Genomic DNA, 21,270 nt, shown 5'->3' with positions numbered 1-21,270 from the left:
CCGAAACGCGGAGGTGGTCGTGCGGGAGCTGTGGGACTACCTCAGAACCCATCAGGCTCAGCTGATCTTCGACTCCTACCAGCACGTCAGCGCGGTGGTGCAGAGCGTGCTCATCGCGGCCGTGGTCGGCGTCGCGATCGGGGTGCTGACCTACCGCAACGCCACCGCGGCCAACCTCGCCACCGCGACGTCGAGTGTGATCCTCACCGTGCCGGCGTTCGCGCTGCTGGGTCTGCTGATCCCGCTCTTCGGGCTCGGCGTGGTGCCCAGCGTGGCGGCGCTGGTCCTGTACTCGCTGTTGCCGATCATCCGCAACACGATCGTCGGGCTCAACGCCGTCGATCCCGCGCTGACCGACGCGGCGCGGGGGATCGGCATGAGCCGACTGGCCACGCTCGGCCGTGTCGAACTGCGGCTGGTGTGGCCGTCGATCCTGTCGGCCATGCGGATCAGCACCCAGATGTCGATGGGGGTGCTGGCCATCGCCGCCTACGTCAAAGGCCCAGGACTCGGGAACCTGATCTTCGCCGGGCTCGCCCGCGTCGGCAGCCCCACCGCCGTCCCCATGGCGCTGACCGGAACCCTGCTGATCGTCATCCTCGCCCTCGTCCTCGACGCGGTGCTGGTGCTGATCGGGCGGCTCACCACATCGAAAGGCATTCGATGACAACACAGTACGGTGCGACGGTGACCGATCCGTCCGGGGTGCGCATCGAACTCGACCACGTGTCCAAGGTCTATCCGGGTGCCACCGAACCCGCGGTCGACGACGCGTCGCTGGACATCCCGGCCGGTGAGATCGTCGTCTTCGTCGGCCCGTCCGGGTGCGGCAAGACGACGATGATGCGAATGATCAACCGGCTCTCCGAGCCGACATCGGGCCGGATCCGCATCGGCGACGTGGACGCGCTGTCGATCAAACCGACGGAACTGCGGCGCAAGATCGGTTACTCCATCCAGCAGGCGGGTCTGTTCCCGCACATGACGATCCGCCAGAACGTCGGACTGGTGCCCGGGCTGTTGCGCTGGGACCGCAAACGCATCGCGTCGCGGGTCGACGAACTGCTCGATCTGGTCGGACTCGATCCGGGGCAGTACGCCGACCGGTATCCGCGCCAGTTGTCCGGCGGTCAGCAGCAGCGCGTCGGTGTCGCCCGGGCGCTGGCCGCCGACCCTCCGGTGCTGTTGATGGACGAACCGTTCGGCGCCGTCGACCCGATCACCCGCAGCACTCTGCAGGACGAATTGCTGCGCCTGCAAACCGAATTGCGCAAGACCATCGTGTTCGTCACCCACGACTTCGGCGAGGCGGTCAAACTCGGCGACCGGATCGCGGTGCTCGGGCCGCGGTCGAAGCTGCTGCAGTACGACACCCCGCAGAACATCCTCGCCAACCCTGCCGACGAGACGGTGGCCGGATTCGTCGGGTCCGGCGCCTCGCTGCGCCAACTGGGGTTGATGCGGGTCAAGGACATCGAGTTGCGTCAGCACCTCGCGGTCCACGCCGAGGACCCGGTCGAGCAGGTGCGCGACCAGTTGGCGGCCGGCGACGCCGACTGGGCGGTCATTCTCGACCAGCGGGACCGCCCGGTGAAGTGGGTGCGCGAGAACCGGCTGCGGCACGCCGCGTCGCTCTCGGAGGCCGCCGAGGACCTCGACGTCGTCAGCACACACTCCACCCTGGAGGACGCCCTCGAAGCCATCCTCGCCGAACAGCACGCGTCCGCGGTGGTCACCGGTGCCGGCGGCCGATACGCCGGTCTGGTCACCCTCGAGATGCTCATCGACACCATCACCCGGCTGCGCGCGGAGGCCAACGCGGAGAACCCGGAACCGTGACCACCGTCGCCGACCGCAACGCCCCGAAGGCCACCGCCGGGGAACGGCTGCGGCTGCTCATCCAGCCCGGCCTCGTGCTCGTCGTCGGCGCCGCGGTGGTGTTCTGGGCGTTCAACCGCGATCTCACCGCGACGCAGCAGGAGAACATCAACCCCGGCAACGTGGCCACGCTGATCTGGCAGCATCTGCTCATCACCGCGGCGGTGACCGCGATCGTGCTGGCGGTCGGGGTGCCGTTGGGCGTCCTCGTCACCCGACCCGGCGCAAAAGCGTTGCGGCCGTTGTTCATCGGCATCGCCAACATCGGGCAGGCAGCGCCCGCGATCGGCCTGCTGGTGCTGCTCTTCCTGCTCACCGCGCGGACCGGCTTCTGGATCGGCGTGCTCCCGATCGCGCTGTACTCACTGCTTCCGGTGTTGGCGAGCACCATCCTCGGCCTCGATCAGGTGGACCGCTCGCTCATCGACGCCGGACTCGGACAGGGGATGTCGCGGGTGGGTCTGCTCGCGCGGGTGGAGCTCCCGCTGGCGGTGCCCTACATCCTCGCCGGGATGCGCACGTCACTGGTGCTCGCCGTGGGCACCGCGACGCTGTCGTTCCTCGTCAACGCGGGCGGCCTCGGCATCCTCATCGACACCGGCTACAAGCTGCAGGACAACGTCACGCTGGTCCTCGGCAGCGTGCTCGCCGTGTGTCTTGCCCTGCTGGTCGACTGGCTCGGCGGGCTCGCCGAGTTCTTCCTGAACCCGAAGGGGCTGCGATGACCGGCGATTTCGGCGTGCTTGGTCGCGCTGGGCGCGACCGAGCACGCCGAAATCGCTTGATGGCGCTGGTGATGGCGGTGCTGTTGACCGTGAGCGGGTGCGGGCTCGGGTCGGGCAGCACCGTGCCGCTGATGGTGGGGCCGGGGTCGATCACGCCGGCGTCGGGTCTGGAGGGTGTGCGCATCACCGTCGGCTCCAAGGAGTACACCGAGCAGGTCATCCTGGGCTACATCCTGGAGTTCACGCTGATGGCCGCAGGCGCCGAGGTCCGCGACCTCACCGGCATCGTCGGTTCGCGCAGCACCCGGGAGGCCCAGCTGCGCGGTCAGGTCGACGTGGCCTACGAGTTCACCGGCAACGCGTGGATCAACTACCTCGGTCACGAGAAACCCATCCCGAACGCCCGCGAACAGTTCGAGGCGGTACGCGACGAGGACCTCGAGCGCAACGACATGGTCTGGCTCGACCCCGCTCCGATGGATGACACGTACGCCCTGGCGGCGAGTAAGGCGGTCGTCGAACGGACCGGCGTGCGCACCCTGTCGCAGTACGCCGACCTGGTCCGCACGAACCCCGCGGCGGCGAAGACCTGCGTCGACACCGAGTTCCGGGCGCGCCAGGACGGTTTCCCGGGGATGGCGGCCGCCTACGGGTTCGACCCGGCGCGCGCGCAGACCCCGATCCTGCAGGTGGGCATCATCTACCAGGCCACCGCCGACGGCCGGCAGTGCGACTTCGGTGAGGTCTTCACCACCGACGGCCGCATCGCCGCGCTGGACCTCACCGTGCTCACCGACGACAAACAGTTCTTCGCGCACTACAACCCGTCGGTGACGATGAAACGCAGCTTCTTCGAGGCTCACCCGGAGATCGCCGAGGTCACCGCCCCCCGTCACCGCGGCACTGACGAACGAGGCGATCATCGAGATGAACAAGCAGGTCGACGTCGAAGGGCGCGATCCCGCGGTGGTCGCGCGCGACTGGATGGTCGCCGAAGGGTTCGTCACCGCGCGCTGACCTGCGCCAACCCCATCGAAAGTGACATCGGTCACAGGTCCGGCGTCGGTGATCTGTCCCGCACAAACAGTGGCCTGCCGCCGTCGCTCGTCGTACGTTTCCAGTGAACCGATACCGCGGGTACCGGTTAACTGACTCGAAAGGGGTGCCCAGTGTTCGCATTGATCGCCATTGCTGTGGCGCTGTTCGTCCTCGTGACCCTGCTCGGCCTGCCCTACCAGCAGTCGTGGTACGGCCGGTGGGGTGGCTCGGACCAGTGAGCGGATGCGGTGGGGTACGAATGGTGAGTGACCCCGCCGCACCCCGCGCCGACCGTTCTGCTGCTGTCGACCTCTGACACCGACCTCATCACCGCCCGCTCCAGCGGGGCGCGGTATCGCTGGGCCAATCCCTCCCGGCTGGTCTCCGGCGAACTCGACGACCTGCTCGACGGCGCCGACATCGTGGTCATCCGGATCCTCGGCGGGTACCGCGCCTGGCAGGACGGCATCGACACCGTCTCGGCCCGTGGGCTGCCGACCGTGGTGGTCAGCGGTGAGCAGGCGCCGGATGCGGAGTTGATGAGGCACTCCACCGTCCCGCAGGGCGCCGCGCTGCAGGCGCACGTGTACCTCGCGCAGGGCGGTGTCGAGAACCTGCGTCAGCTGCACGCCTTCCTCTGCGACACGCTGCTGATGACGGGTTTCGGGTTCGCCCCGCCCGCCGCCACGCCGACGTGGGGCGTGCTCGACCGCGCCGTTCGCGCCACCGACGGCCCGACAATCGCCGTCCTGTACTACCGGGCTCAGCAGTTGGCCGGCAACACCGCCTATATCGAAGCGCTGTGCGATGCGATCGAGGCGCAGGGCGGGCGGCCGCTGCCCGTGTACTGCGCCTCGCTGCGCAACGCCGAACCGGAACTGTTGGCGCAGCTCGAATCCGCCGACGCGCTGATCACGACCGTGCTCGCAGCCGGTGCGGCCACCCCCGCCGCGGTGGGCGCCGGCGGCGACGACGACAGCTGGAACGTCGCCCACCTCGCCGCGCTGGATGTGCCCATCCTGCAGGGGCTCTGCCTGACGTCATCGTGGAGCGACTGGAGTTCCAAAGACGACGGCCTGTCGCCGCTCGACGTGGCCACGCAGGTCGCCGTCCCCGAGTTCGACGGCCGCATCATCACCGTGCCGTTCTCGTTCAAGGAGATCGACAGCGAAGGGCTGATCTCCTACGTCGCCGACCCCGAACGGTGCGCCCGGGTGGCCGGTATCGCCCTGCGTCATGCCCGGCTGCGACGGATCCCGGTGCAGGACAAGCGGATCGCCGTGGTGTTCTCGGCGTATCCGACCAAACACGCGCGCATCGGCAACGCCGTCGGACTCGACACCCCGGCGAGTGCGGTCGCGCTGCTGCGTGCCATGCGTGAGGCCGGCTACGACATCGGCGACGTGCCCGGGGTGGAGGCACAAGACGGTGACGCGCTCATCCACGCGCTCATCGAGCGCGGCGGCCAGGACCCGGACTGGCTCACCGACGGTCAGCTCACCGGCAACCCGATCCGGATGTCGGCCGACGACTATCGGAAGTGGTTCGCCACCCTGCCCGCCGAACTGACCGACGCCGTGGTCGAGCACTGGGGCCCACCGCCGGGCGAACTGTTCGTCGACCGCAGCCGGAACCCTGACGGCGAAATCGTCATCGCCGCACTGCAATCCGGCAACGTCGTGCTGATGGTGCAGCCGCCCCGCGGCTTCGGTGAGAACCCGGTCGCCATCTACCACGACCCCGACCTGCCGCCGAGTCACCACTACCTGGCGGCCTACCGCTGGATCGACTCCGGATACCCGACTGGTTTCGGCGCCCACGCCGTCGTCCACCTCGGCAAACACGGCAACCTCGAATGGCTGCCCGGTAAGACACTCGGGATGTCGGCGGCCTGCGGCACCGACGCCGCACTCGGCGATCTGCCGCTGATCTACCCGTTCCTCGTCAATGACCCGGGGGAGGGGACCCAGGCCAAGCGGCGCGCCCACGCCACCCTGGTCGACCACCTCATCCCGCCGATGGCCCGGGCCGAGACCTACGGTGACATCGCCCGACTGGAACAACTCCTCGACGAGCACGCGAACGTCTCGGCGCTCGATCCGAACAAACTCCCCGCTGTGCGCCAACAGATCTGGACGCTGATGCGCGCGGCCAAGATGGACCACGACCTCGGTCTCGACGAGCGTCCGGACGAAGACTCGTTCGACGACATGCTGCTGCACGTCGACGGCTGGCTGTGCGAGATCAAGGACGTCCAGATCCGCGACGGACTGCACATCCTCGGCGCGCCGCCCGCCGGCGAGGCCGAACTGGACCTCGTGCTGGCGATCCTGCGGGCGCGCCAACTGTTCGGCGGTGAGCAGACCCTGCCCGGCCTGCGCCAGGCCCTCGGCCTCGCCGAGGACGGCCACGACGAGAGGACCAGCGTCGACGCCGTCGAGGCCCGGGCCCGCCACCTCGTGGCGGCGCTGCAGGCGGCCGACTGGGACGTCGCCGCGGTGGACACCATCACCGACGATCCGCAGGTCGCCGCGATCCTGCGGTTCGCCGCCGCCGAGGTGGTGCCGCGGCTGGCCGGTACCGCGGCCGAGATCCGACAGGTGCTGCGCGCGCTCGACGGACGCTACATCGCGGCGGGCCCGTCGGGTTCCCCGCTGCGCGGACTGGTCAACGTCCTGCCCACCGGACGCAACTTCTACTCCGTGGACCCCAAGGCGGTGCCGTCGCGGCTGGCCTGGGAAACCGGTGTGGCCATGGCGGATTCGCTGCTCGATCGGTACCGCGACGACTACGGGACGTGGCCGCGTTCGGTCGGGCTCTCGGTGTGGGGCACCTCCGCCATGCGGACCTCCGGTGACGACATCGCCGAAGTCCTTGCGCTGCTGGGTGTTCGGCCGGTGTGGGACGACGCCTCCCGCCGGGTGGTCGACCTCGAACCGATCCCGCTGGCCGAACTCGGCCGACCGCGCATCGACGTCACCGTGCGCATCTCGGGGTTCTTCCGCGATGCCTTCCCACACGTGGTCGCCATGCTCGACGACGCGGTCACCCTCGTCGCGGAACTCGACGAATCCGACGAGGACAACTTCGTCCGCGCCCACACCCGCGCCGACCTCGCCCAGCACGGCGACCGTCGACGCGCCACGACAAGGATTTTCGGGTCCAAGCCGGGCACCTACGGGGCGGGCCTGCTGCAGCTGATCGACAGCCGCAACTGGCGCGACGACGCCGACCTCGCGGAGGTCTACACCGCGTGGGGCGGCTTCGCCTACGGCCGGGGTCTGGACGGCAGACCCGCCGCCGACGACATGAACCGCAGCTACCGGCGAATCGCCGTCGCCGCCAAGAACACCGACACCCGCGAACACGACATCGCCGACTCCGACGACTACTTCCAGTACCACGGCGGCATGGTCGCCACGGTGCGCGCACTGACCGGTAAGGCCCCCGCGGCCTACATCGGCGACAACACCCGTCCCGACGCCGTGCGCACCCGCACCCTGTCCGAGGAGACCAACCGGGTCTTCCGCGCCCGCGTGGTCAACCCGCGCTGGATCACCGCGATGCGCAGGCACGGGTACAAGGGCGCGTTCGAGATGGCCGCGACGGTGGACTACCTGTTCGGTTACGACGCCACCGCGCACGTCATGGCGGACTGGATGTACGACCGGCTGTCGCAGGAGTACGTGCTCGACGCGGAGAACCGCAAGTTCATGGAGGAGTCCAACCCATGGGCGCTGCACGGGATGGCCGAACGGCTGCTGGAGGCCGCCGGCCGCGGCATGTGGGCCGAACCGGACCCCGCCACCCTCGACGGGCTCCGCCAGGTGCTGCTGGAGACCGAGGGTGAGCTGGAGAAATAGACCGTCCCGCTAGGTTGATCACATGGCCCCCACCTTCGCCGAGATCGCCGGCTCCGAGTACATCCTGCTGACCACGTTCACCCGCGACGGCCGACCCAAGCCGACCGCGGTCTGGGCCGCGCCCGCCGGCGACAAGCTCCTGGTGATCACGCAGGAGAAGTCGTGGAAGGTCAAGCGGATCCGCAACACCGGGCGCGTCACGATCGCCAAGTGCGACCGCGCCGGCAAACCGCAGAGCGAATCGGTGGAAGCCGCGGCGACGATCCTCGACAAATCCGCCAACGGTGCCACCTACGATGCGCTCGGTAACCGGTACGGGCTGCTCGGCAAGACGTTCAACGTTTTCTCGAAGCTGCGCGGGGGCATGAAGAACAACGTGACCATCCAGCTCGAGCCCGCGGCCTGACATGGCGCCCACCTTCAAGGACGTCTACGGCGAGAAGTACCTGCTGTTGACGACCTTCACCAAGGACGGCCGACCGAAGCCCACGCCGGTGTGGGGGGTGCCCGACGGTGACAAGCTGCTCATCATCACCGACGACGGGTCATGGAAGACCAAGCGCATCAACAACACTCCGCGGGTCACGATCCAGAAGTGCGGTGTGCTCGGCAAACCCAAGGGTGCACCGGTCGAGGCGGTCGCCCGCAACCTGCCGTCATCCGAGACCCGGCGGGTCTGGAACATGGTCACCAAACGCTACTGGTGGCACGCGTGGTGGTGGGTGCCGCACGCGATCATCCGCGGCGGCGTCGACAAACTGCACAGCGCGATCGAGGTGACCAGCCCCGCCTAACCGTTCAGGTGGGTGTCGAAGAACGCGAACACCCGTCGCCAGGCGTCGTCGGTCGCGTCGGCGTGGTACCCGAACTGTGCGATGCGCATCAGCGGCTGCGCCGGAAGCTGGTTGGCGAAGCTGTGCCCGGCGTCCGGGTAGACCTTGACATCCGAAGGCACCCCCTTGGCCCTGAGCATCTCCTGCAGCTTCGGCCCGGCGTCCTTGCCCAGCGGGTCCCGTCGGCCGAAGCTCGCCACCACCGGGCACGACGCGTCGAGGGTCTCGTCGATGTGCTTCGGCAGCGGGGTGCCGTAGAACGGCGCCGATGCGCCGAAGTTGCCGGGCCCGAGCAGCAGGGCGAACTGTCCGCCCATGCAGAACCCGGCGATCCCGACCGCGCCCGAACACTGCGGCAGCGCGAGCAGGTGGTCGCGGGCGGCGAGCACGTCGTCGAACGCGCGGCCCCGTTGCTGCAGCGCCTCGCGGAACACCCGGGTGATGCACCTGGCCCGGCCGCCGCGTGAATACAGGTTCGGGGTGATGTTCACGAATCCCGCGGCCGCGATCCGCGCCGCGGTGGCCTCGACGTCCGGGCCGTAGCCGATGGCGTCGTGCACCACCACCACACCCGGCCAGGGCCCGTCGCCCTCGGGGACGCTCAGCGCGGCGTCGATCGGTCCGTCCGGGGTGTCGACGCGCACAGCGGTCACTGTGTTGATCATGGTTCCCGAATGTACGGAACCCGGCCGGCCTCCGAGACGTTGGAGGGCTATGGCAATGCGGCTGTTCCTGCTCTACGTGGTCATCGAGGTGGCGGTCATCGTCGCGCTCGTCTCGACCGTCGGCCTGGGCTGGGCGCTCCTGATCTCCCTGGCGACCTTCGTCCTGGGCCTCGCGCTGGCCGGGTCGCAACTCAAGAAGCAGCTGCGGCGTCTGCGTTCGGGTCTGACGGCGACGACGGCGCAGGGCGCGGTCACCGACGGCGCGCTGGTTGCGCTGGGCACCGTGCTCGTGGTGCTGCCCGGGCTGGCCAGCTCGGTCGTCGGCGCGCTGCTGCTGCTGCCGCCGACACGGACGGCCGCCCGTCCGATCGTCACCGCGCTGGCGGCGCGCCGCCTCGGGCGCGGAGTGCCGATCGTCGTGCTGGGTTCGGCGGCCGCGTCTCGCCGCCGCGACTACATCGACGGTGAGGTCGTCGATGTCGTGACCGTCGATCCCCCCGCGGTGGAGCGCCGGGTCGACTGACCCGGCTAGTCTGTCGGCTCCGTGACGACACTGTTGCTCAACGGGCGCGTGCACAGCCCCGCCCAACCCGATGCCACCGCCATGGCCGTACGCGACGGCACGGTGGCGTGGCTCGGCAGCGACGATGTCGGTCGCGCCCAGTTCCCGCAGGCCGACGTCGTGGACCTCGACGGCGGCTTCGTCGCACCGGCGTTCGTCGACAGCCACGTCCACGTCACGGCCACCGGACTCACGCTCACCGGTCTCGACCTTCGTCACGCCACCTCGCTGCGGCACTGCATCGATCTGCTCACTCAGCACGCGAGGACCCATCCCGACGGCGTGCTGTGGGGGCACGGCTGGGACGAATCCGGCTGGCCCGAGCGCACTGCGCCGACCACCGAGGACATCGACGCCGCCGTCGGGCGGCGGGCCGCGTATCTCGCACGCGTGGACGTGCACTCCGCGGTCGCCTCGACCGCGCTGCGCGAGGATGCCGAGGGTCTGGCCGGCGCCGCCGGATACCACCCGCAGCGGCCGTTGACCGCCGACGCGCATCACCTCGTGCGCGCCGCCGCACGCGCCCTGCTGACCGCCGGCCAACGCGATCAGGCGCGCCGCGCCGCACTCGACGCCGCGGCCGCGACCGGCATCGTCGCCGTCCACGAATGCGCGGGCCCGCAGATCGGCGGCCTCGAGGACTGGCTGGAACTGCGCGGGCTCGAGCACGGGGTGGAGGTGGCGGGCTACTGGGGGGAGGCGGTGACCGACGCCGACCACGCCCGCGGCCTGCTCGACCGTACGGGCGCCCGCGGACTGGCCGGGGACCTGTTCGTCGACGGTGCGCTCGGGTCGAGGACCGCGTGGCTGAGCGAGCCGTACGCCGACGCACCGGGGGAGTGCGGCAACACCTACCTCGACGAGGACGCCGTCACCAGCCATCTGCACGCCTGCACCCAGGCCGGCGTCACCGCCGGATTCCACGTCATCGGCGACGCGGCGGTCGGGACGGTGGTGGCCGCCCTCGCCCGGGTGGTCGCACAGTTCGGCGCCCCCGCGGTGGCCCGGTGCGGCCACCGCCTCGAGCATCTCGAGATGGTGACCACCGCCGAGGCCGAACAACTCGGAGCGTGGGGTGTGGTCGCCAGCATGCAGCCGGACTTCGACGCGCTGTGGGGTGGGCCGACCGGGATGTACGCCCAGCGGTTGGGCGGTGATCGAGCCGCCGGGCTCAACCCGTTCGCGCTGTTAGCATCCCATGGCGTGCCCCTCGCGTTCGGTTCGGACAGCCCGGTCACCGACATGAATCCGTGGTCGGCCGTGCGGGCGGCGAGCCACCACCAGACCCCCGGCAGCGCGATCTCGCTGCGGGCCGCGTTCGCCGCGGCCACCCGCGGCGCCTGGCGCGCCGCCGGTGTGCGCGACGGCGTCACCGGCACCCTGGTGCCCGGCGCCCCGGCGTCGTACGCGATCTGGGAGGCCGAGGACCTCGCGGTCAGCGCACCCGCCGACTCCGTCCAACGCTGGTCGACCGACCCCCGCTCACGTGTCCCCGCCCTGCCGCGCCTCGAACCCGGCGTCGCGCTGCCGTGCTGTCGCCAGACGGTGCACCGAGGTGTCGTCATCCATGGCTGACGCCCCGTCCGGCCGGCTGGCGGCCGTGGTGCCACGGTTGCGCGGCGTGCCGCGGGCCGTGGTCGACCGGATGTGGCAACTGGTCGCCGCCATCGGGGGCGGGATGCTGCTGTGCGTGAGCTTCCCGCCGTTCGGCTGGTGGTACTGCGCGTTCATCTCGGCGGCGCTGCTGGCGTGGGTCCTGCGCCAGGATTCGACGACGCGCGCGGGCGGATTCGGGTACGGATTCCTCTACGGCCTGGCGTTCTACGTCCCGCTGCTGCCGTGGATCAGCGGTCTGGTCGGCGCCGTCCCCTGGCTGGCGCTGGCCGCGGTCGAGGCGCTCTTCCCGGCGCTGTTCGCGCTCGCCGCGGTGACGGTCCGCCGGCTGCCCGGCTGGCCGCTGTGGTTCGCCGCGCTGTGGGCGGCGCAGGAGTGGCTCAAGTCCAGCGTGCCTTTCGGCGGGTTCCCGTGGGGGGTGGTGGCGTTCGGTCAGACCGACGGTCCGATGCTGTCGTTGGTGCGCCTGGGCGGGGCGCCGCTGCTGTCGTTCGCCGTCATGCTCACCGGCTTCGCGCTGGCCGCACTGACAGAAGAGATCGTCCGGTGGACCCGCCGCCATGACATCTCGGTCGCCGCGCCGCCCGCGGTCGTCCTCCCCGGGGCGGTCATCGCGGTGGTCCTGCTCGGTACGGCCGTCGTCTGGCCACAGGTCCGGCACTCGGCGACCGGTGCGGTCGACGACCAGCCCGTCACGGTCGCCGCCGTACAGGGGAACGTGCCGCGGCTGGGGCTCGAGTTCAACGCCCAGCGGCGGGCGGTCCTCGACAACCACGTCGAGGAGACGCTGCGGCTGGCGCAGGACGTACGGGCCGGCCGCGCACCGCAGCCGATGTTCGTGGTGTGGCCGGAGAACTCGTCGGACATCGATCCGCTGGCCAATCCGGACGCCGGTGCACAGATCTCGACGGCAGCGGCGGCGATCAACGCACCGATCCTGGTCGGTGCCGTCGTCCGGACCCCCGAACACACCCCGGACAACCCGGTGTCGACCAACACCGTGCTGGTGTGGAATCCGGGCACCGGCCCCGCCGACCGGCACGACAAGCGGATCGTGCAGCCGTTCGGCGAGTACCTGCCGTGGCGCGGCTTCTTCAGCAAGCTCTCGCCGTACGCCGACCGGGCCGGCTACTTCGTCCCCGGCGACGGCACCGGCGTGGTGAACGCGGCCGGGGTGCCGGTCGGGATCACCACCTGCTGGGAGGTCATCTTCGACCGGGCCGCCCGCGAATCCGTGCGCAACGGGGCGCAGGTGCTCGCGGTGCCCACCAACAACGCCACGTTCGACGAGGCCATGAGCCGTCAGCAGCTCGCGTTCGGCCGGCTGCGCGCCGTCGAACACGACCGGTATGTGGTCGTGGCGGGCACGACGGGCATCAGCGCGGTCATCGCCCCCGACGGCCGGGACCTCGCGCGGACGGCGTTCTTCGAACCCGCCTATCTCGACAGCCAGATCCGGCTCAAGACCGACATCACACCCGCCACCCGGTGGGGTCCGCTCGTGCAGGCGCTGCTGGTGATCGCCGGGGTGGGCGCCGTGATCGCCGCCATACTGCACAATGGGAATTTCGTGCCCACGCGGATTGCGGCGAGGTCGCGGCGGCGGCGACCCGCGGCCCGTGACCGTGACGACCGGTCCGGCGCACGCAGCAGCAGCAACGAAGGAGCCTCATGACCGACCCGGCCGCGGAAGCGCAGCGCCAGGCTCGCGCGGACATCCGCCCGAGTCAGCGGACGCTGGTCATCATCCCGACCTACAACGAGCGGGAGAACCTGCCGTTGATCGTCAAGCGGGTGCACGACGCGTGTCCGCAGGTGCACATCCTCGTCGTCGACGACGGCAGCCCCGACGGCACCGGTGAACTCGCCGACGAGTTGGCGCTGTCCGATCCCGACCGCGTGCACGTCATGCACCGCGCCAGCAAGGACGGGCTGGGCGCGGCGTATCTGGCCGGGTTCGCGTGGGGGCTGGGCCGTGGCTACACGGTGCTGGTCGAGATGGACGCCGACGGCAGCCACGCACCCGAGCAGCTACACCGGCTGCTCGACGCGGTCGATGCGGGCGCCGACCTGGTGATCGGCTCGCGATACGTTCCGGGCGGCACGATCCGCAACTGGCCGCGCCGCCGGTACGCGCTGTCCAAGACGGCCAACACCTATGCCCGCGTGCTGCTCGGGGTGGACATCCACGACATCACCGCCGGCTACCGCGCCTACCGGCGTGAGGTGCTCGAGAAGATCGACCTGGCGGCGGTCGATTCGAAGGGGTACTGCTTCCAGATCGACCTGACCTGGCGGACCATCAACAACGGCTTCGTCGTCGTCGAGGTGCCGATCACGTTCAGCGAACGTGAACTGGGTCAGTCGAAGATGAGTGGGTCGAACATCCGCGAGGCCATGCTCAAGGTCGCGGACTGGGGCATCCGCGGGCGCTTCGACCGCGCCCGCGGACTCGAATACCGGCGCTGACCGGCGCTCAGCTGCCGCGCCGCTTGGTCTTGATCAGGTCGAGGCGCTCCTTGAGCAGCTCCTCGAGTTCCTCGACGCTGCGACGTTCGAGCAGCATGTCCCAGTGGGTACGCGGCGGCTTGACCTTCTTCGGCTCGGGAACGTCACCCTCGATCAGGGTGCCCTCCAGGCCGTTGCGGCACAGCCACGTGCCGGGGATCTCGGCGTCGTCGGCGAACGGCACGTCGAACTCTTCGCCGTTGTCGGTGCGGTAGCGAGCGACCTGACGCGGCGCCAGGTCGTGGTTGCGGTCGGTCTCGTAGCTCACAGCTCCGAGGCGACTGCCTCTCAGGACACGATCAGCCATCGTCAACACTCCTCATCGAAAGATTCTTGCCGGATAATCAACGCGGCGGAGCCACGAACGGTTCCCGACTCGACCCTCCATGATACCGGGATCGGCGGGGTGACCCGTCTACAGTCTGAGTTCGTGGAGACCGAGACCGCGAGCAGACGGCGTACCCGGCCCCAGCCGTGCCGTTGGTGTGGCCGCGAGGTCGCCGACGCAGGTCTGGGCCGCCGGCGTCAGTACTGCAGGCAGTCGTGCCGGCAGCGGGCCTACGAGCAGCGCGCGATGGTGCGGGGCACCTCGCTGTCCCCGGACGCGGTCGTGCTGACCGCCGAGGAGGCCGCCCTGCTGGCCGACCGGGTCTTCGAGGTTCGGTGCGCGGCGGAGGACGTCGCGACGGCGGTCGACGAAGGCGCCGGATCCGACGAACTGCGTCAACTGTGCGATGCCTTGATGCGCGCGGCCAGGGCGGCCGACGGCTGGCGCTAGGTTTTTCCGGTCGCGCCCCGGGTAACTGGACGCGGTGGTTGCAGTAGGTGAGCGGGCGGCGGAACTGTGCCGCACGGCCCGGCGGGTGTTCGGCTGGGACGAACTGCACCCCGAACAACTCGAGGCGATGGTGGCCGTCCTTGCCGGCCGCGACGTGGTGGCGGTGCTGCCGACCGGTTCGGGTAAGTCCGCGATCTACCAGGTTCCCGCGGTGCTGCTCGACGGCGCCACCGTGGTCGTCTCGCCGTTGATCGCCCTGCAGGAGGATCAGATCGCCGGCCTGGCCGACACCCGTGCCCCCGAGGCCGTCGCGATCAACTCCCGGCAGCGCGCGTCCCAGACCGACGACAACTGGGCTGCGGTGCACAGCCACGAGGCTGAGTACATCTTCGTCTCGCCGGAGCAGTTGGCCAACGATGCTGTCGTCGGCAGGCTCGCCGAGGCGGCGGTGTCGCTGATCGTCGTCGACGAAGCGCACTGCGTGTCGGCGTGGGGGCATGACTTCCGGCCGGATTATCTGCGGTTGGCCGACGCGTTCGCCCAGTTCGGCAACGGGGCGCCGGTGGTGGCGCTCACCGCGACGGCGTCGGTGGTGGTGCGCCGCGAGATCGTGGAACGGTTGGGGCTGCGGGACCCGCTGATGGTCGTCGGCAACTTCGACCGGCCCAACCTGACGCTCGAGGTGGAGCAGTTCGTGCGTGACGCCGACAAGCGCGCCGCGGTGGTGGACACCGTCGCCGGGCTCGAGGTACCGGGGCTGGTCTACACCGCCACCCGCAAGGACGCCGAGCGCTACGCCGATGCGCTGGGTGAGCGGGGCGTCCGCGCGGCGGTGTACCACGCCGGACTGGCCGCCGCCGAACGCGAACGCGTCCACGAGAGTTTCCGTGAGGACGCCGTCGACGTGGTGGTGGCCACCTCGGCGTTCGGGATGGGGATCGACAAACCCAACGTGCGGTTCGTCGTCCACGCGTCGGTGCCCGATTCGCTGGACTCGTACTACCAGCAGATCGGCAGGGCCGGACGCGACGGCGGCGACGCGCGCGTGCTGCTGTTCTACCGGGCCGAGGATCTGGGGCTGGCCCGATTCTTCACCACCCACCGTCCCGACGCCGACCTCATCGAGGCCGTCTACCGGGCGCTCGACACCGACAAACCCACGCGGACCAAGGCGCTGCGCGAACGCCTCGACGCGCAGGGACGCCGGCTGACCAACGCGATCAACCTCCTGGAATCGGCCGATGCAATCCGTTCGACACGAAAAGGGTTCTACTCCAACGGGATCCCGCCTCGCGTTGCGGTGGAGGCCGCGATCGAGGTGGTCGAGGCGAGGGAACGCGTGGACCGCAGCCGCGTCGAGATGATGCGCGGCTACGCCGAATCGCGGCACTGCCGTCGGCAGTTCCTGCTCACCTACTTCGGCCAGCCGCTGCCCGGACCGTGCGGCAACTGCGACCGCTGCCGCGATGGTGAGGGTGCCACCGACGCGGACGCCGGTGGACAGCCCGCCATCCCGGTGGACACCGCCGTTTCCCACCGGGAGTGGGGGGACGGCGTGGTGATCGGGGGCGACACCGACCGTGTCACCGTGCTGTTCGACGACTACGGATACCGCACGCTGGCCATGGCGGCCGTCACCGGGAAGAACCTGCTCACGACGCGGTGACGGCACCGCTCGACGCGCTGTGGTCGGGGCCGGAACGCCGTACCATGAGGCGATCCGACGCCGAGGTAGGTAGCTGTTGGCCCCGTCACCGCCCGAGTCCGTTCCGGCCACCACCGGTGGCACGGGACACCGCGGCGTCTGGCGGTTCGGCGAGTTCGTCCTCGACACCGCGCGGTACGAATTGCGTTGCGGCCACAACGTCGTCAAGGTCGAGCCGCAGGTGTTCGACGTATTGACCCACCTCGTCGCCAACCACGACCGGTTCGTCAGCAAAGAAGAGTTGTTCGACACCGTGTGGGGTGGGCGGTTCGTCGGAGAGGCCGCGCTGACCAGCCGGATCAAGGCCGCCCGTCGGGCGCTCGGCGACGACGGCGAGTCGCAGCGCTACATCCGCACGGTGCGCGGCCGCGGCTATCAATTCGTCGCGACTATCGCGGCGGACGAACCCGCGCAGGCTCCGGCGCCCGAGGTGCCGGCGCCGCGTCAGCACATCGCGTTCTGCCGCGCCGCCGACGGGGTCCGGTTGGCGTACGCGGTCTCCGGCGAAGGGCCACCGCTGGTCCGGGCCGCCAACTGGATGACCCACCTCGGCTACGACATTGAGAGCCCGGTGTGGCGGCACTGGGTGCGCGACCTGTCGCGTGGCCACACCCTCATCCGGTACGACGAACGCGGCTGCGGGCTTTCCGACTGGGAGGTCGGCGATTTCACCTTCGACGCCTGGGTGGCCGATCTGGAATCCGTCGTCGAAGCGCTCGGGCTCGAGCGCTTCCCGCTCATGGGAGTGTCCCAGGGCGGGGCGGTGGCGGTGGCCTACGCCGCCCGCCACCCGGACCGGGTCAGCCGGCTGGTGCTCTGCGGCGCCTATGCGAAAGGCCGCGCGGTGCGCGCCGCCAACGAGGAGGAGAAGCGGGCGGCCTCACTGGATCTCGACCTCGCCCGGGTCGGTTGGGGTCGTGACGATCCTGCGTTCCGGCAGGTGTTCGCCGCGCAGTTCCTGCCCGACGGGACCCGCGCAGACTGGTCCGCGTTCGATCAGCTGCAGCGCCGGACCACATCCCCGGACAACGCGGTGCGGTTCCTCACCGAATTCGGCCGCATCGACGTCTGCGAGGAGGCCCAGTACGTGCGCTGCCCGACGCTGGTCCTGCACTCGCGCGACGATCACCGGGTGCCGCAACGCTTCGGCGAGGAGCTGGCGGCGTTGATCCCTGCCGCGCGGTTGGTGACGCTGAACAGCAACAACCACCTGCTGACGGGCACCGAACCGGCATGGCGGGTGTTCTGCACCGAGGTGGGCGCCTTCCTGGCCGGCTGATCTCCACGCAATCTCCACAGATTCTCCATGTACCGGCCCGACCGGCGCTCCATGCTGGTGACATGACACAGCACACCCGCACATTGCTTCTCGGTGTCAGCGCGATCTTCGCTCTCGGCACGCTGTCCGCGTGCTCCGGCGGCGAGTCCTCCACCGAGACGACGACATCGGCCCCGGCGCCCACCTCCGCGCAGGCCTTCCCTCCGTCGGCCAAGTACATCGCCGACATGGAGAAGGACGGCCGCCCCATGACGATCGGGATCGCCGTCGACGGCGACCGGGTCGCGGCATACGCCTGCAACGGCACCGACGACGAGGCCTGGTTCTTCGGCGACCAGACCGACGGCACGATCGATCTCACGTCGAAGTTCCGCGACACACTCGATGCCTCCTTCGAGGGCGGTGACGTCGAGGGCGACCTGACGATGGACGGTGTCACCTACACGTTCACCGCCGCGGAGGTGCCCGCACCGGCCGGTATGTACACCGCGGCACTCGGCGGCGTGCGCGAGTCCTGGGTGCTGCGGCCCAACGGTTCCGCGGTCGGCGTCCAGTTCGGCGGCCTCGGCGGCGACTTCGGCCAAGACGACGACCTGAACATCTTCGAAAAGCAACAGCAACTCAAGGATGCGCAGTTCCGCGCCGAGGTGCGCAACCGACGGCTGCTGCGGCAGGCCGGCCAACTCGAGCAGCGACCCGACGGCAAGTGGGGAGCGACCATCAACGGTCAGCCCGTCGAGGCGGTGATCGTCGACGGGAACTTCCGGATCCCACCGTCGTGACGGATCCGAGTCGGACGGATCCGAACAGACGGTGAGAGGCGCTGGCCTGCAGGGCAATCGGCGCCCTCGCCGGCTCCCTGCACCTGCAGACGGACGTTCTGGTGCGCCGCGGGTATGCCGTCGCGTCCGGAGCAGACGGAAGTGGTCCGACCGTCACCCGCGTACTCTGCGGGAATCATGGATGAGTGGTTCGACCGCAGCCCGTTCGTCGGGTTCGCGCCGTGGATCATCTACTGGGTGGTCGCCGACGGTCCGAGCACGTGGAAATTCGGCGCCCTGTGCGCGGTCCTGTCCGCCGTCATCCTCGGAATCGCCATGGGCCGAGGGGGTCCGCGCCTGCTCGACGTCGTCACGATCGTGTTCTTCTTCGGCGTCACGATGGTGGCGATGGGGGTCGGCGCCGCGGACCGGGACTGGATGGACACCTACGCCACCACCCTGTCCAGCGGGGTGCTGGCGGTGATGTCGCTGGTGTCGTTGGGGTTCGTGCCGTTCACCGAGCAGTACGCCAGAGAGTCGGTGCCGCTTCAGGATTGGGAGGAGCCGGCGTTCCGGCGCACCAATCAGGTGTTGACGCTGATGTGGGCGCTGGTGTTCGCGTTGATCGCGCTCCTCGGACTGCTCTCGGCGCAGATCCCGCACACCCGTGACTGGACCAACTACGTCATCCCCGTCGTCGTCATCGTCGGAGCGGTCGGGATGACGCACGCCTATCCGCAGCGCGCCCGGGAACGTGCGCGGCCGGCTCAGTGACAGTCAGCAGCTGAAGCGGGCGCCGATCTCCGGCGGCGGCGACACCTGCTCCAGACAGCCGAACGGTTCGATACCCGCGTCGCTGAACCGCGCCGCCGACTGGTGGGCGTAGTTCACGCAGAAGAGGCCCGACGGATCGGTGCGGCACCGGTAGTCGCCGAAGTTCAACGCCTGCCCGTAGGGCAGTTCGACACCGAACCCGTCGGAGAACGGGCCGGGGTCGGCGTGTGCCGAACCGACGTCGAGCGTCCCGCCCGGGAAGTCCACCCAGCCGCCCTTCCATTCGCCGTACACGTCGGCCGGGCGCGGCGGCGGTTCCCGCAGGTCGACCAGACAGGTCAGCGCGCCCTCCGCGCGGCGGTCGGTCATGCACTTCGACGTGCCGGTCGGGGTGGTGAACGCAACGCCGTCACCGAGGTCGGTGCCGGCCCCTTCGCGGCTCACCGTGTGGAAATCCTCGGGGGCGGCGGGAGGCGCGGCCTCGATCCACCGGATCACCTCGCCGATCGGCGCGCGGGCCGCCGGGGCGCTGGTCGGCGGGGGTTTCGCCGTCGACGACGGTGAGGTGCGCGTTGTGCCGGAGGGCGCCGACAGGGTCGGTACCGTCTGCCGCGCCTGCCCGTCGACCGCCTGGGAACAACCCGCGACCAGCACAGACGCCGCGAGCATCACAGCAATCCGCATGGTCGCCAGGCTAGCGGGCCGACACGCACACCCCGGTCAGGCGCGGCCGCGCGCCACCATTCGCTACCGTCAGAAGATGCACGAGCGTACCGTCCGCGCAACCATCAGCACCGGAACGATCGAGGGGTTCACCCGCGACCGGGTCCACCGGTGGCGAGCCATCCCGTACGCCCAGCCACCGGTGGGGCGCCGCCGGTTCCGCGCTCCACTGCCCGCCGAGCCCTGGCGTGGGGTCCGCTACTGCCACAGCGTGGGCAACTGCGCCCCCCAGGACCCGAAGTACACCCTCCTCGGCGTGGGCAAACGCCAGCAGATGAGCGAGGACTGCCTGACGCTCAACGTGGTCGCCCCGGAGAAGCCTGCGGACGGTCCGCTGCCGGTGATGTTCTTCATCCACGGCGGGGGATACGCGTTCGGCAGTTCGGCCACCCCGATCTACGACGGCGCGGCGATGGCCCGCCGTGGATGCGTCTACGTGTCGGTCAACTACCGCCTGGGCCCGCTCGGCTGTATGGACTTCTCGTCGCTGTCCACCCCCGAGAATCCGATCGACAGCAACCTGTTCCTCCGCGATCTGGTGATGGCGCTGCGGTGGGTGCGCGACAACATCGCCGTGTTCGGCGGCGACCCGGACAACGTCACGATCTTCGGGGAGAGCGCCGGTGCCCACGCCGTCGCCACGCTGCTCGCGGTGCCGCAGGCGAAAGGCCTTTTCCACCAAGCGATCTCGCAAAGCCCGGCCAGCGGTATGGTGCGATCCCACGAAGCCGCCGCGGTGTTCGCCGAACACTTCGTCGAGTTTCTCGGCGCCCGCCCCCAGGACGGCGCCGCCGCGCTGATGGCGGCCCGTCCCGCCGAACTCGGTGACGCGCTCGAGCACCTGATCCGTCGCGGTATGACCCATATGCCGGGCGCCTTCCCGGTCGGGCCGTCCTACGGCACCGACTACCTGCCCGTCGAGCCCGTCGCCGCGATGGCCGAGGGCAGCGCGCACCGGGTGCCGCTGATCGTGGGCAACAACCTCGAGGAGGGACGGCTGTTCAGCCGGTTCCTGCCCCTTTTGCCGATGTCGGAGCCGATGATCGAGACGCTGCTGGCCGACTCCGACGCCGAGCGCCGCGACCGGATCACCGCCGCCTACCCGGGCTATCCCAGCTCGTCGGCGTGCATGCAGTTGGGGGGAGACTTCGCGTTCGGCACCGCCACCTGGCAGATCTCCGAGGCCCATTCGCGCCACGCCCCGACCTACGTGTACCGCTACGACTACGCCCCGCGCACGCTGAAGTGGACGGGTCTGGGCGCCACGCACGCGACCGAACTGCTCGCCGTGTTCGACACCTACCGCACGAGGTTTGGAGCGCTGCTGACCGCGGCCGCCGACCGGCGTTCGGCCATCAAGGTGAGCGCGGACGTGCAGCGCCGGTGGCGGGCGTTCAGCCGCACCGGAACCCCCGGCGACGCGTGGGCGCCCTACAGCGCCGACCAGCGTGTGGTGCGCGTATTCGACCGCAAACCACGCATCGAACACGACCCGGACGCCCACCGGAGGCAGGCCTGGGAGGGTTTCACGCTGTCGGCACGCTGACCCGTCGCCACTGATTGA

At 69.9% G+C, this 21,270-nt stretch carries 19 protein-coding genes and 1 pseudogene; 17 read left to right on the top strand and 3 right to left on the bottom strand.

The annotated features are described in order from the left end of the window. The first annotated feature begins 19 nt into the window (after positions 1-19). The 7 genes and pseudogenes from G6N49_RS10855 to G6N49_RS10825 all read left to right on the top strand — a co-directional run bounded on the left by G6N49_RS10855 (position 20) and on the right by G6N49_RS10825 (position 8,298). Positions 20-667: an ABC transporter permease gene (locus tag G6N49_RS10855; protein WP_085976293.1), complete on the top strand. Its 648-nt coding sequence runs from the start codon at positions 20-22 to the stop codon at positions 665-667. Then, positions 664-1,839 carry an ATP-binding cassette domain-containing protein gene (locus tag G6N49_RS10850; protein ID WP_011559889.1) on the top strand — a complete coding sequence of 392 codons (1,176 nt, stop codon included), beginning with the start codon at positions 664-666 and terminating at the stop codon, positions 1,837-1,839. The genes G6N49_RS10855 and G6N49_RS10850 overlap by 4 nt, the downstream gene beginning before the upstream one ends. Next, positions 1,836-2,603: an ABC transporter permease gene (locus G6N49_RS10845; RefSeq protein ID WP_011855615.1), complete on the top strand. Its 768-nt coding sequence runs from the start codon at positions 1,836-1,838 to the stop codon at positions 2,601-2,603. The genes G6N49_RS10850 and G6N49_RS10845 overlap by 4 nt, the downstream gene beginning before the upstream one ends. A 59-nt stretch (positions 2,604-2,662) precedes the next feature. Then, a pseudogene (locus G6N49_RS10840) lies at positions 2,663-3,620 on the top strand (glycine betaine ABC transporter substrate-binding protein). Between the two features lie 287 nt (positions 3,621-3,907). Then, entirely contained in the window at positions 3,908-7,504 is a 3,597-nt protein-coding gene (cobN, locus tag G6N49_RS10835; RefSeq protein WP_083045354.1) for a cobaltochelatase subunit CobN, read from the top strand. Between the two features lie 22 nt (positions 7,505-7,526). After that, entirely contained in the window at positions 7,527-7,910 is a 384-nt protein-coding gene (locus G6N49_RS10830; RefSeq protein WP_011559893.1) for a PPOX class F420-dependent oxidoreductase, read from the top strand. A 1-nt stretch (position 7,911) separates the two neighbouring features. Then, entirely contained in the window at positions 7,912-8,298 is a 387-nt protein-coding gene (locus G6N49_RS10825; protein WP_011559894.1) for a PPOX class F420-dependent oxidoreductase, read from the top strand. On the opposite strand, the gene G6N49_RS10820 is transcribed toward G6N49_RS10825, so the two are convergent. Continuing rightward, on the bottom strand, positions 8,295-9,002 hold the full coding sequence (locus tag G6N49_RS10820; protein WP_041925049.1) for a dienelactone hydrolase family protein: 708 nt from the start codon (positions 9,000-9,002) through the stop codon (positions 8,295-8,297). The genes G6N49_RS10825 and G6N49_RS10820 overlap by 4 nt on opposite strands. Positions 9,003-9,051: 49 nt before the next feature. Here G6N49_RS10820 and G6N49_RS10815 point away from each other — a divergent pair, with 49 nt between their 5' ends. Genes G6N49_RS10815 through G6N49_RS10800 form a run of 4 tightly spaced genes read left to right on the top strand, consistent with a single transcriptional unit; the run spans position 9,052 to position 13,647 of the window. Continuing rightward, positions 9,052-9,525 carry an FxsA family protein gene (locus G6N49_RS10815; protein WP_041925050.1) on the top strand — a complete coding sequence of 158 codons (474 nt, stop codon included), beginning with the start codon at positions 9,052-9,054 and terminating at the stop codon, positions 9,523-9,525. A 21-nt stretch (positions 9,526-9,546) separates the two neighbouring features. Next, a complete protein-coding gene (locus G6N49_RS10810) occupies positions 9,547-11,139 on the top strand; it encodes an amidohydrolase (protein ID WP_011855620.1) in 1,593 nt (530 codons plus the stop codon). Further along, positions 11,132-12,853, top strand: a complete 1,722-nt coding sequence (lnt, locus tag G6N49_RS10805; protein ID WP_011855621.1) for an apolipoprotein N-acyltransferase — start codon at positions 11,132-11,134, stop codon at positions 12,851-12,853. The genes G6N49_RS10810 and lnt overlap by 8 nt, the downstream gene beginning before the upstream one ends. Next, on the top strand, positions 12,850-13,647 hold the full coding sequence (locus G6N49_RS10800) for a polyprenol monophosphomannose synthase (RefSeq protein ID WP_011855622.1): 798 nt from the start codon (positions 12,850-12,852) through the stop codon (positions 13,645-13,647). Before lnt ends, G6N49_RS10800 begins: the two co-directional genes overlap by 4 nt. 7 nt (positions 13,648-13,654) lie before the next feature. On the opposite strand, the gene rbpA is transcribed toward G6N49_RS10800, so the two are convergent. After that, positions 13,655-13,993, bottom strand: coding sequence for an RNA polymerase-binding protein RbpA (rbpA, locus tag G6N49_RS10795; RefSeq protein WP_011559900.1), 339 nt, complete (start codon positions 13,991-13,993; stop codon positions 13,655-13,657). A gap of 123 nt (positions 13,994-14,116) precedes the next feature. On the opposite strand from rbpA, the gene G6N49_RS10790 reads away from it, so the two are divergent. The 5 genes from G6N49_RS10790 to G6N49_RS10770 all read left to right on the top strand — a co-directional run bounded on the left by G6N49_RS10790 (position 14,117) and on the right by G6N49_RS10770 (position 18,983). Beyond that, positions 14,117-14,464: a hypothetical protein gene (locus G6N49_RS10790; protein WP_041309668.1), complete on the top strand. Its 348-nt coding sequence runs from the start codon at positions 14,117-14,119 to the stop codon at positions 14,462-14,464. Between the two features lie 34 nt (positions 14,465-14,498). Further along, entirely contained in the window at positions 14,499-16,130 is a 1,632-nt protein-coding gene (locus G6N49_RS10785; protein WP_011855623.1) for a RecQ family ATP-dependent DNA helicase, read from the top strand. Positions 16,131-16,206: 76 nt separating this feature from the next. Next, positions 16,207-17,448, top strand: a complete 1,242-nt coding sequence (locus tag G6N49_RS10780; protein WP_011559903.1) for an alpha/beta hydrolase — start codon at positions 16,207-16,209, stop codon at positions 17,446-17,448. A gap of 62 nt (positions 17,449-17,510) precedes the next feature. Continuing rightward, the gene (locus tag G6N49_RS10775) at positions 17,511-18,230 is read left to right on the top strand and encodes a hypothetical protein (protein ID WP_011559904.1); all 720 of its coding nucleotides are present in this window, start codon (positions 17,511-17,513) and stop codon (positions 18,228-18,230) included. Between the two features lie 177 nt (positions 18,231-18,407). Continuing rightward, positions 18,408-18,983 carry a hypothetical protein gene (locus G6N49_RS10770; protein WP_234789198.1) on the top strand — a complete coding sequence of 192 codons (576 nt, stop codon included), beginning with the start codon at positions 18,408-18,410 and terminating at the stop codon, positions 18,981-18,983. 3 nt (positions 18,984-18,986) lie between these two features. On the opposite strand, the gene G6N49_RS10765 is transcribed toward G6N49_RS10770, so the two are convergent. After that, positions 18,987-19,667, bottom strand: a complete 681-nt coding sequence (locus tag G6N49_RS10765) for a hypothetical protein (protein WP_011855625.1) — start codon at positions 19,665-19,667, stop codon at positions 18,987-18,989. A gap of 76 nt (positions 19,668-19,743) precedes the next feature. Between G6N49_RS10765 and G6N49_RS10760 the strand changes: the two genes are divergently transcribed. Further along, positions 19,744-21,252, top strand: a complete 1,509-nt coding sequence (locus G6N49_RS10760; RefSeq protein ID WP_011855626.1) for a carboxylesterase/lipase family protein — start codon at positions 19,744-19,746, stop codon at positions 21,250-21,252. Positions 21,253-21,270 lie beyond the last annotated feature (18 nt).

It is taken from the genome of Mycolicibacterium monacense (assembly GCF_010731575.1).
Lineage (GTDB): Bacteria > Actinomycetota > Actinomycetes > Mycobacteriales > Mycobacteriaceae > Mycobacterium > Mycobacterium monacense.
Note: the sequence above shows the minus strand (reverse complement) of the source record. Positions and strands in the feature narration are given on the sequence as shown.

What these genes read in the sequence shown, in the direction of transcription:
- G6N49_RS10850 (WP_011559889.1), top strand. Translation starts at nt 664, where the DNA reads ATGACAACACAGTACGGTGCGACGGTGACCGATCCGTCCGGGGTGCGC.
- G6N49_RS10830 (WP_011559893.1), top strand. Translation starts at nt 7,527, where the DNA reads ATGGCCCCCACCTTCGCCGAGATCGCCGGCTCCGAGTACATCCTGCTG.
- G6N49_RS10825 (WP_011559894.1), top strand. Translation starts at nt 7,912, where the DNA reads ATGGCGCCCACCTTCAAGGACGTCTACGGCGAGAAGTACCTGCTGTTG.
- G6N49_RS10820 (WP_041925049.1), bottom strand. Translation starts at nt 9,002, where the DNA reads ATGATCAACACAGTGACCGCTGTGCGCGTCGACACCCCGGACGGACCG.
- G6N49_RS10815 (WP_041925050.1), top strand. Translation starts at nt 9,052, where the DNA reads ATGGCAATGCGGCTGTTCCTGCTCTACGTGGTCATCGAGGTGGCGGTC.
- lnt (WP_011855621.1), top strand. Translation starts at nt 11,132, where the DNA reads ATGGCTGACGCCCCGTCCGGCCGGCTGGCGGCCGTGGTGCCACGGTTG.
- G6N49_RS10800 (WP_011855622.1), top strand. Translation starts at nt 12,850, where the DNA reads ATGACCGACCCGGCCGCGGAAGCGCAGCGCCAGGCTCGCGCGGACATC.
- rbpA (WP_011559900.1), bottom strand. Translation starts at nt 13,993, where the DNA reads ATGGCTGATCGTGTCCTGAGAGGCAGTCGCCTCGGAGCTGTGAGCTAC.
- G6N49_RS10775 (WP_011559904.1), top strand. Translation starts at nt 17,511, where the DNA reads ATGACACAGCACACCCGCACATTGCTTCTCGGTGTCAGCGCGATCTTC.
- G6N49_RS10770 (WP_234789198.1), top strand. Translation starts at nt 18,408, where the DNA reads ATGGATGAGTGGTTCGACCGCAGCCCGTTCGTCGGGTTCGCGCCGTGG.
- G6N49_RS10765 (WP_011855625.1), bottom strand. Translation starts at nt 19,667, where the DNA reads ATGCGGATTGCTGTGATGCTCGCGGCGTCTGTGCTGGTCGCGGGTTGT.
- G6N49_RS10760 (WP_011855626.1), top strand. Translation starts at nt 19,744, where the DNA reads ATGCACGAGCGTACCGTCCGCGCAACCATCAGCACCGGAACGATCGAG.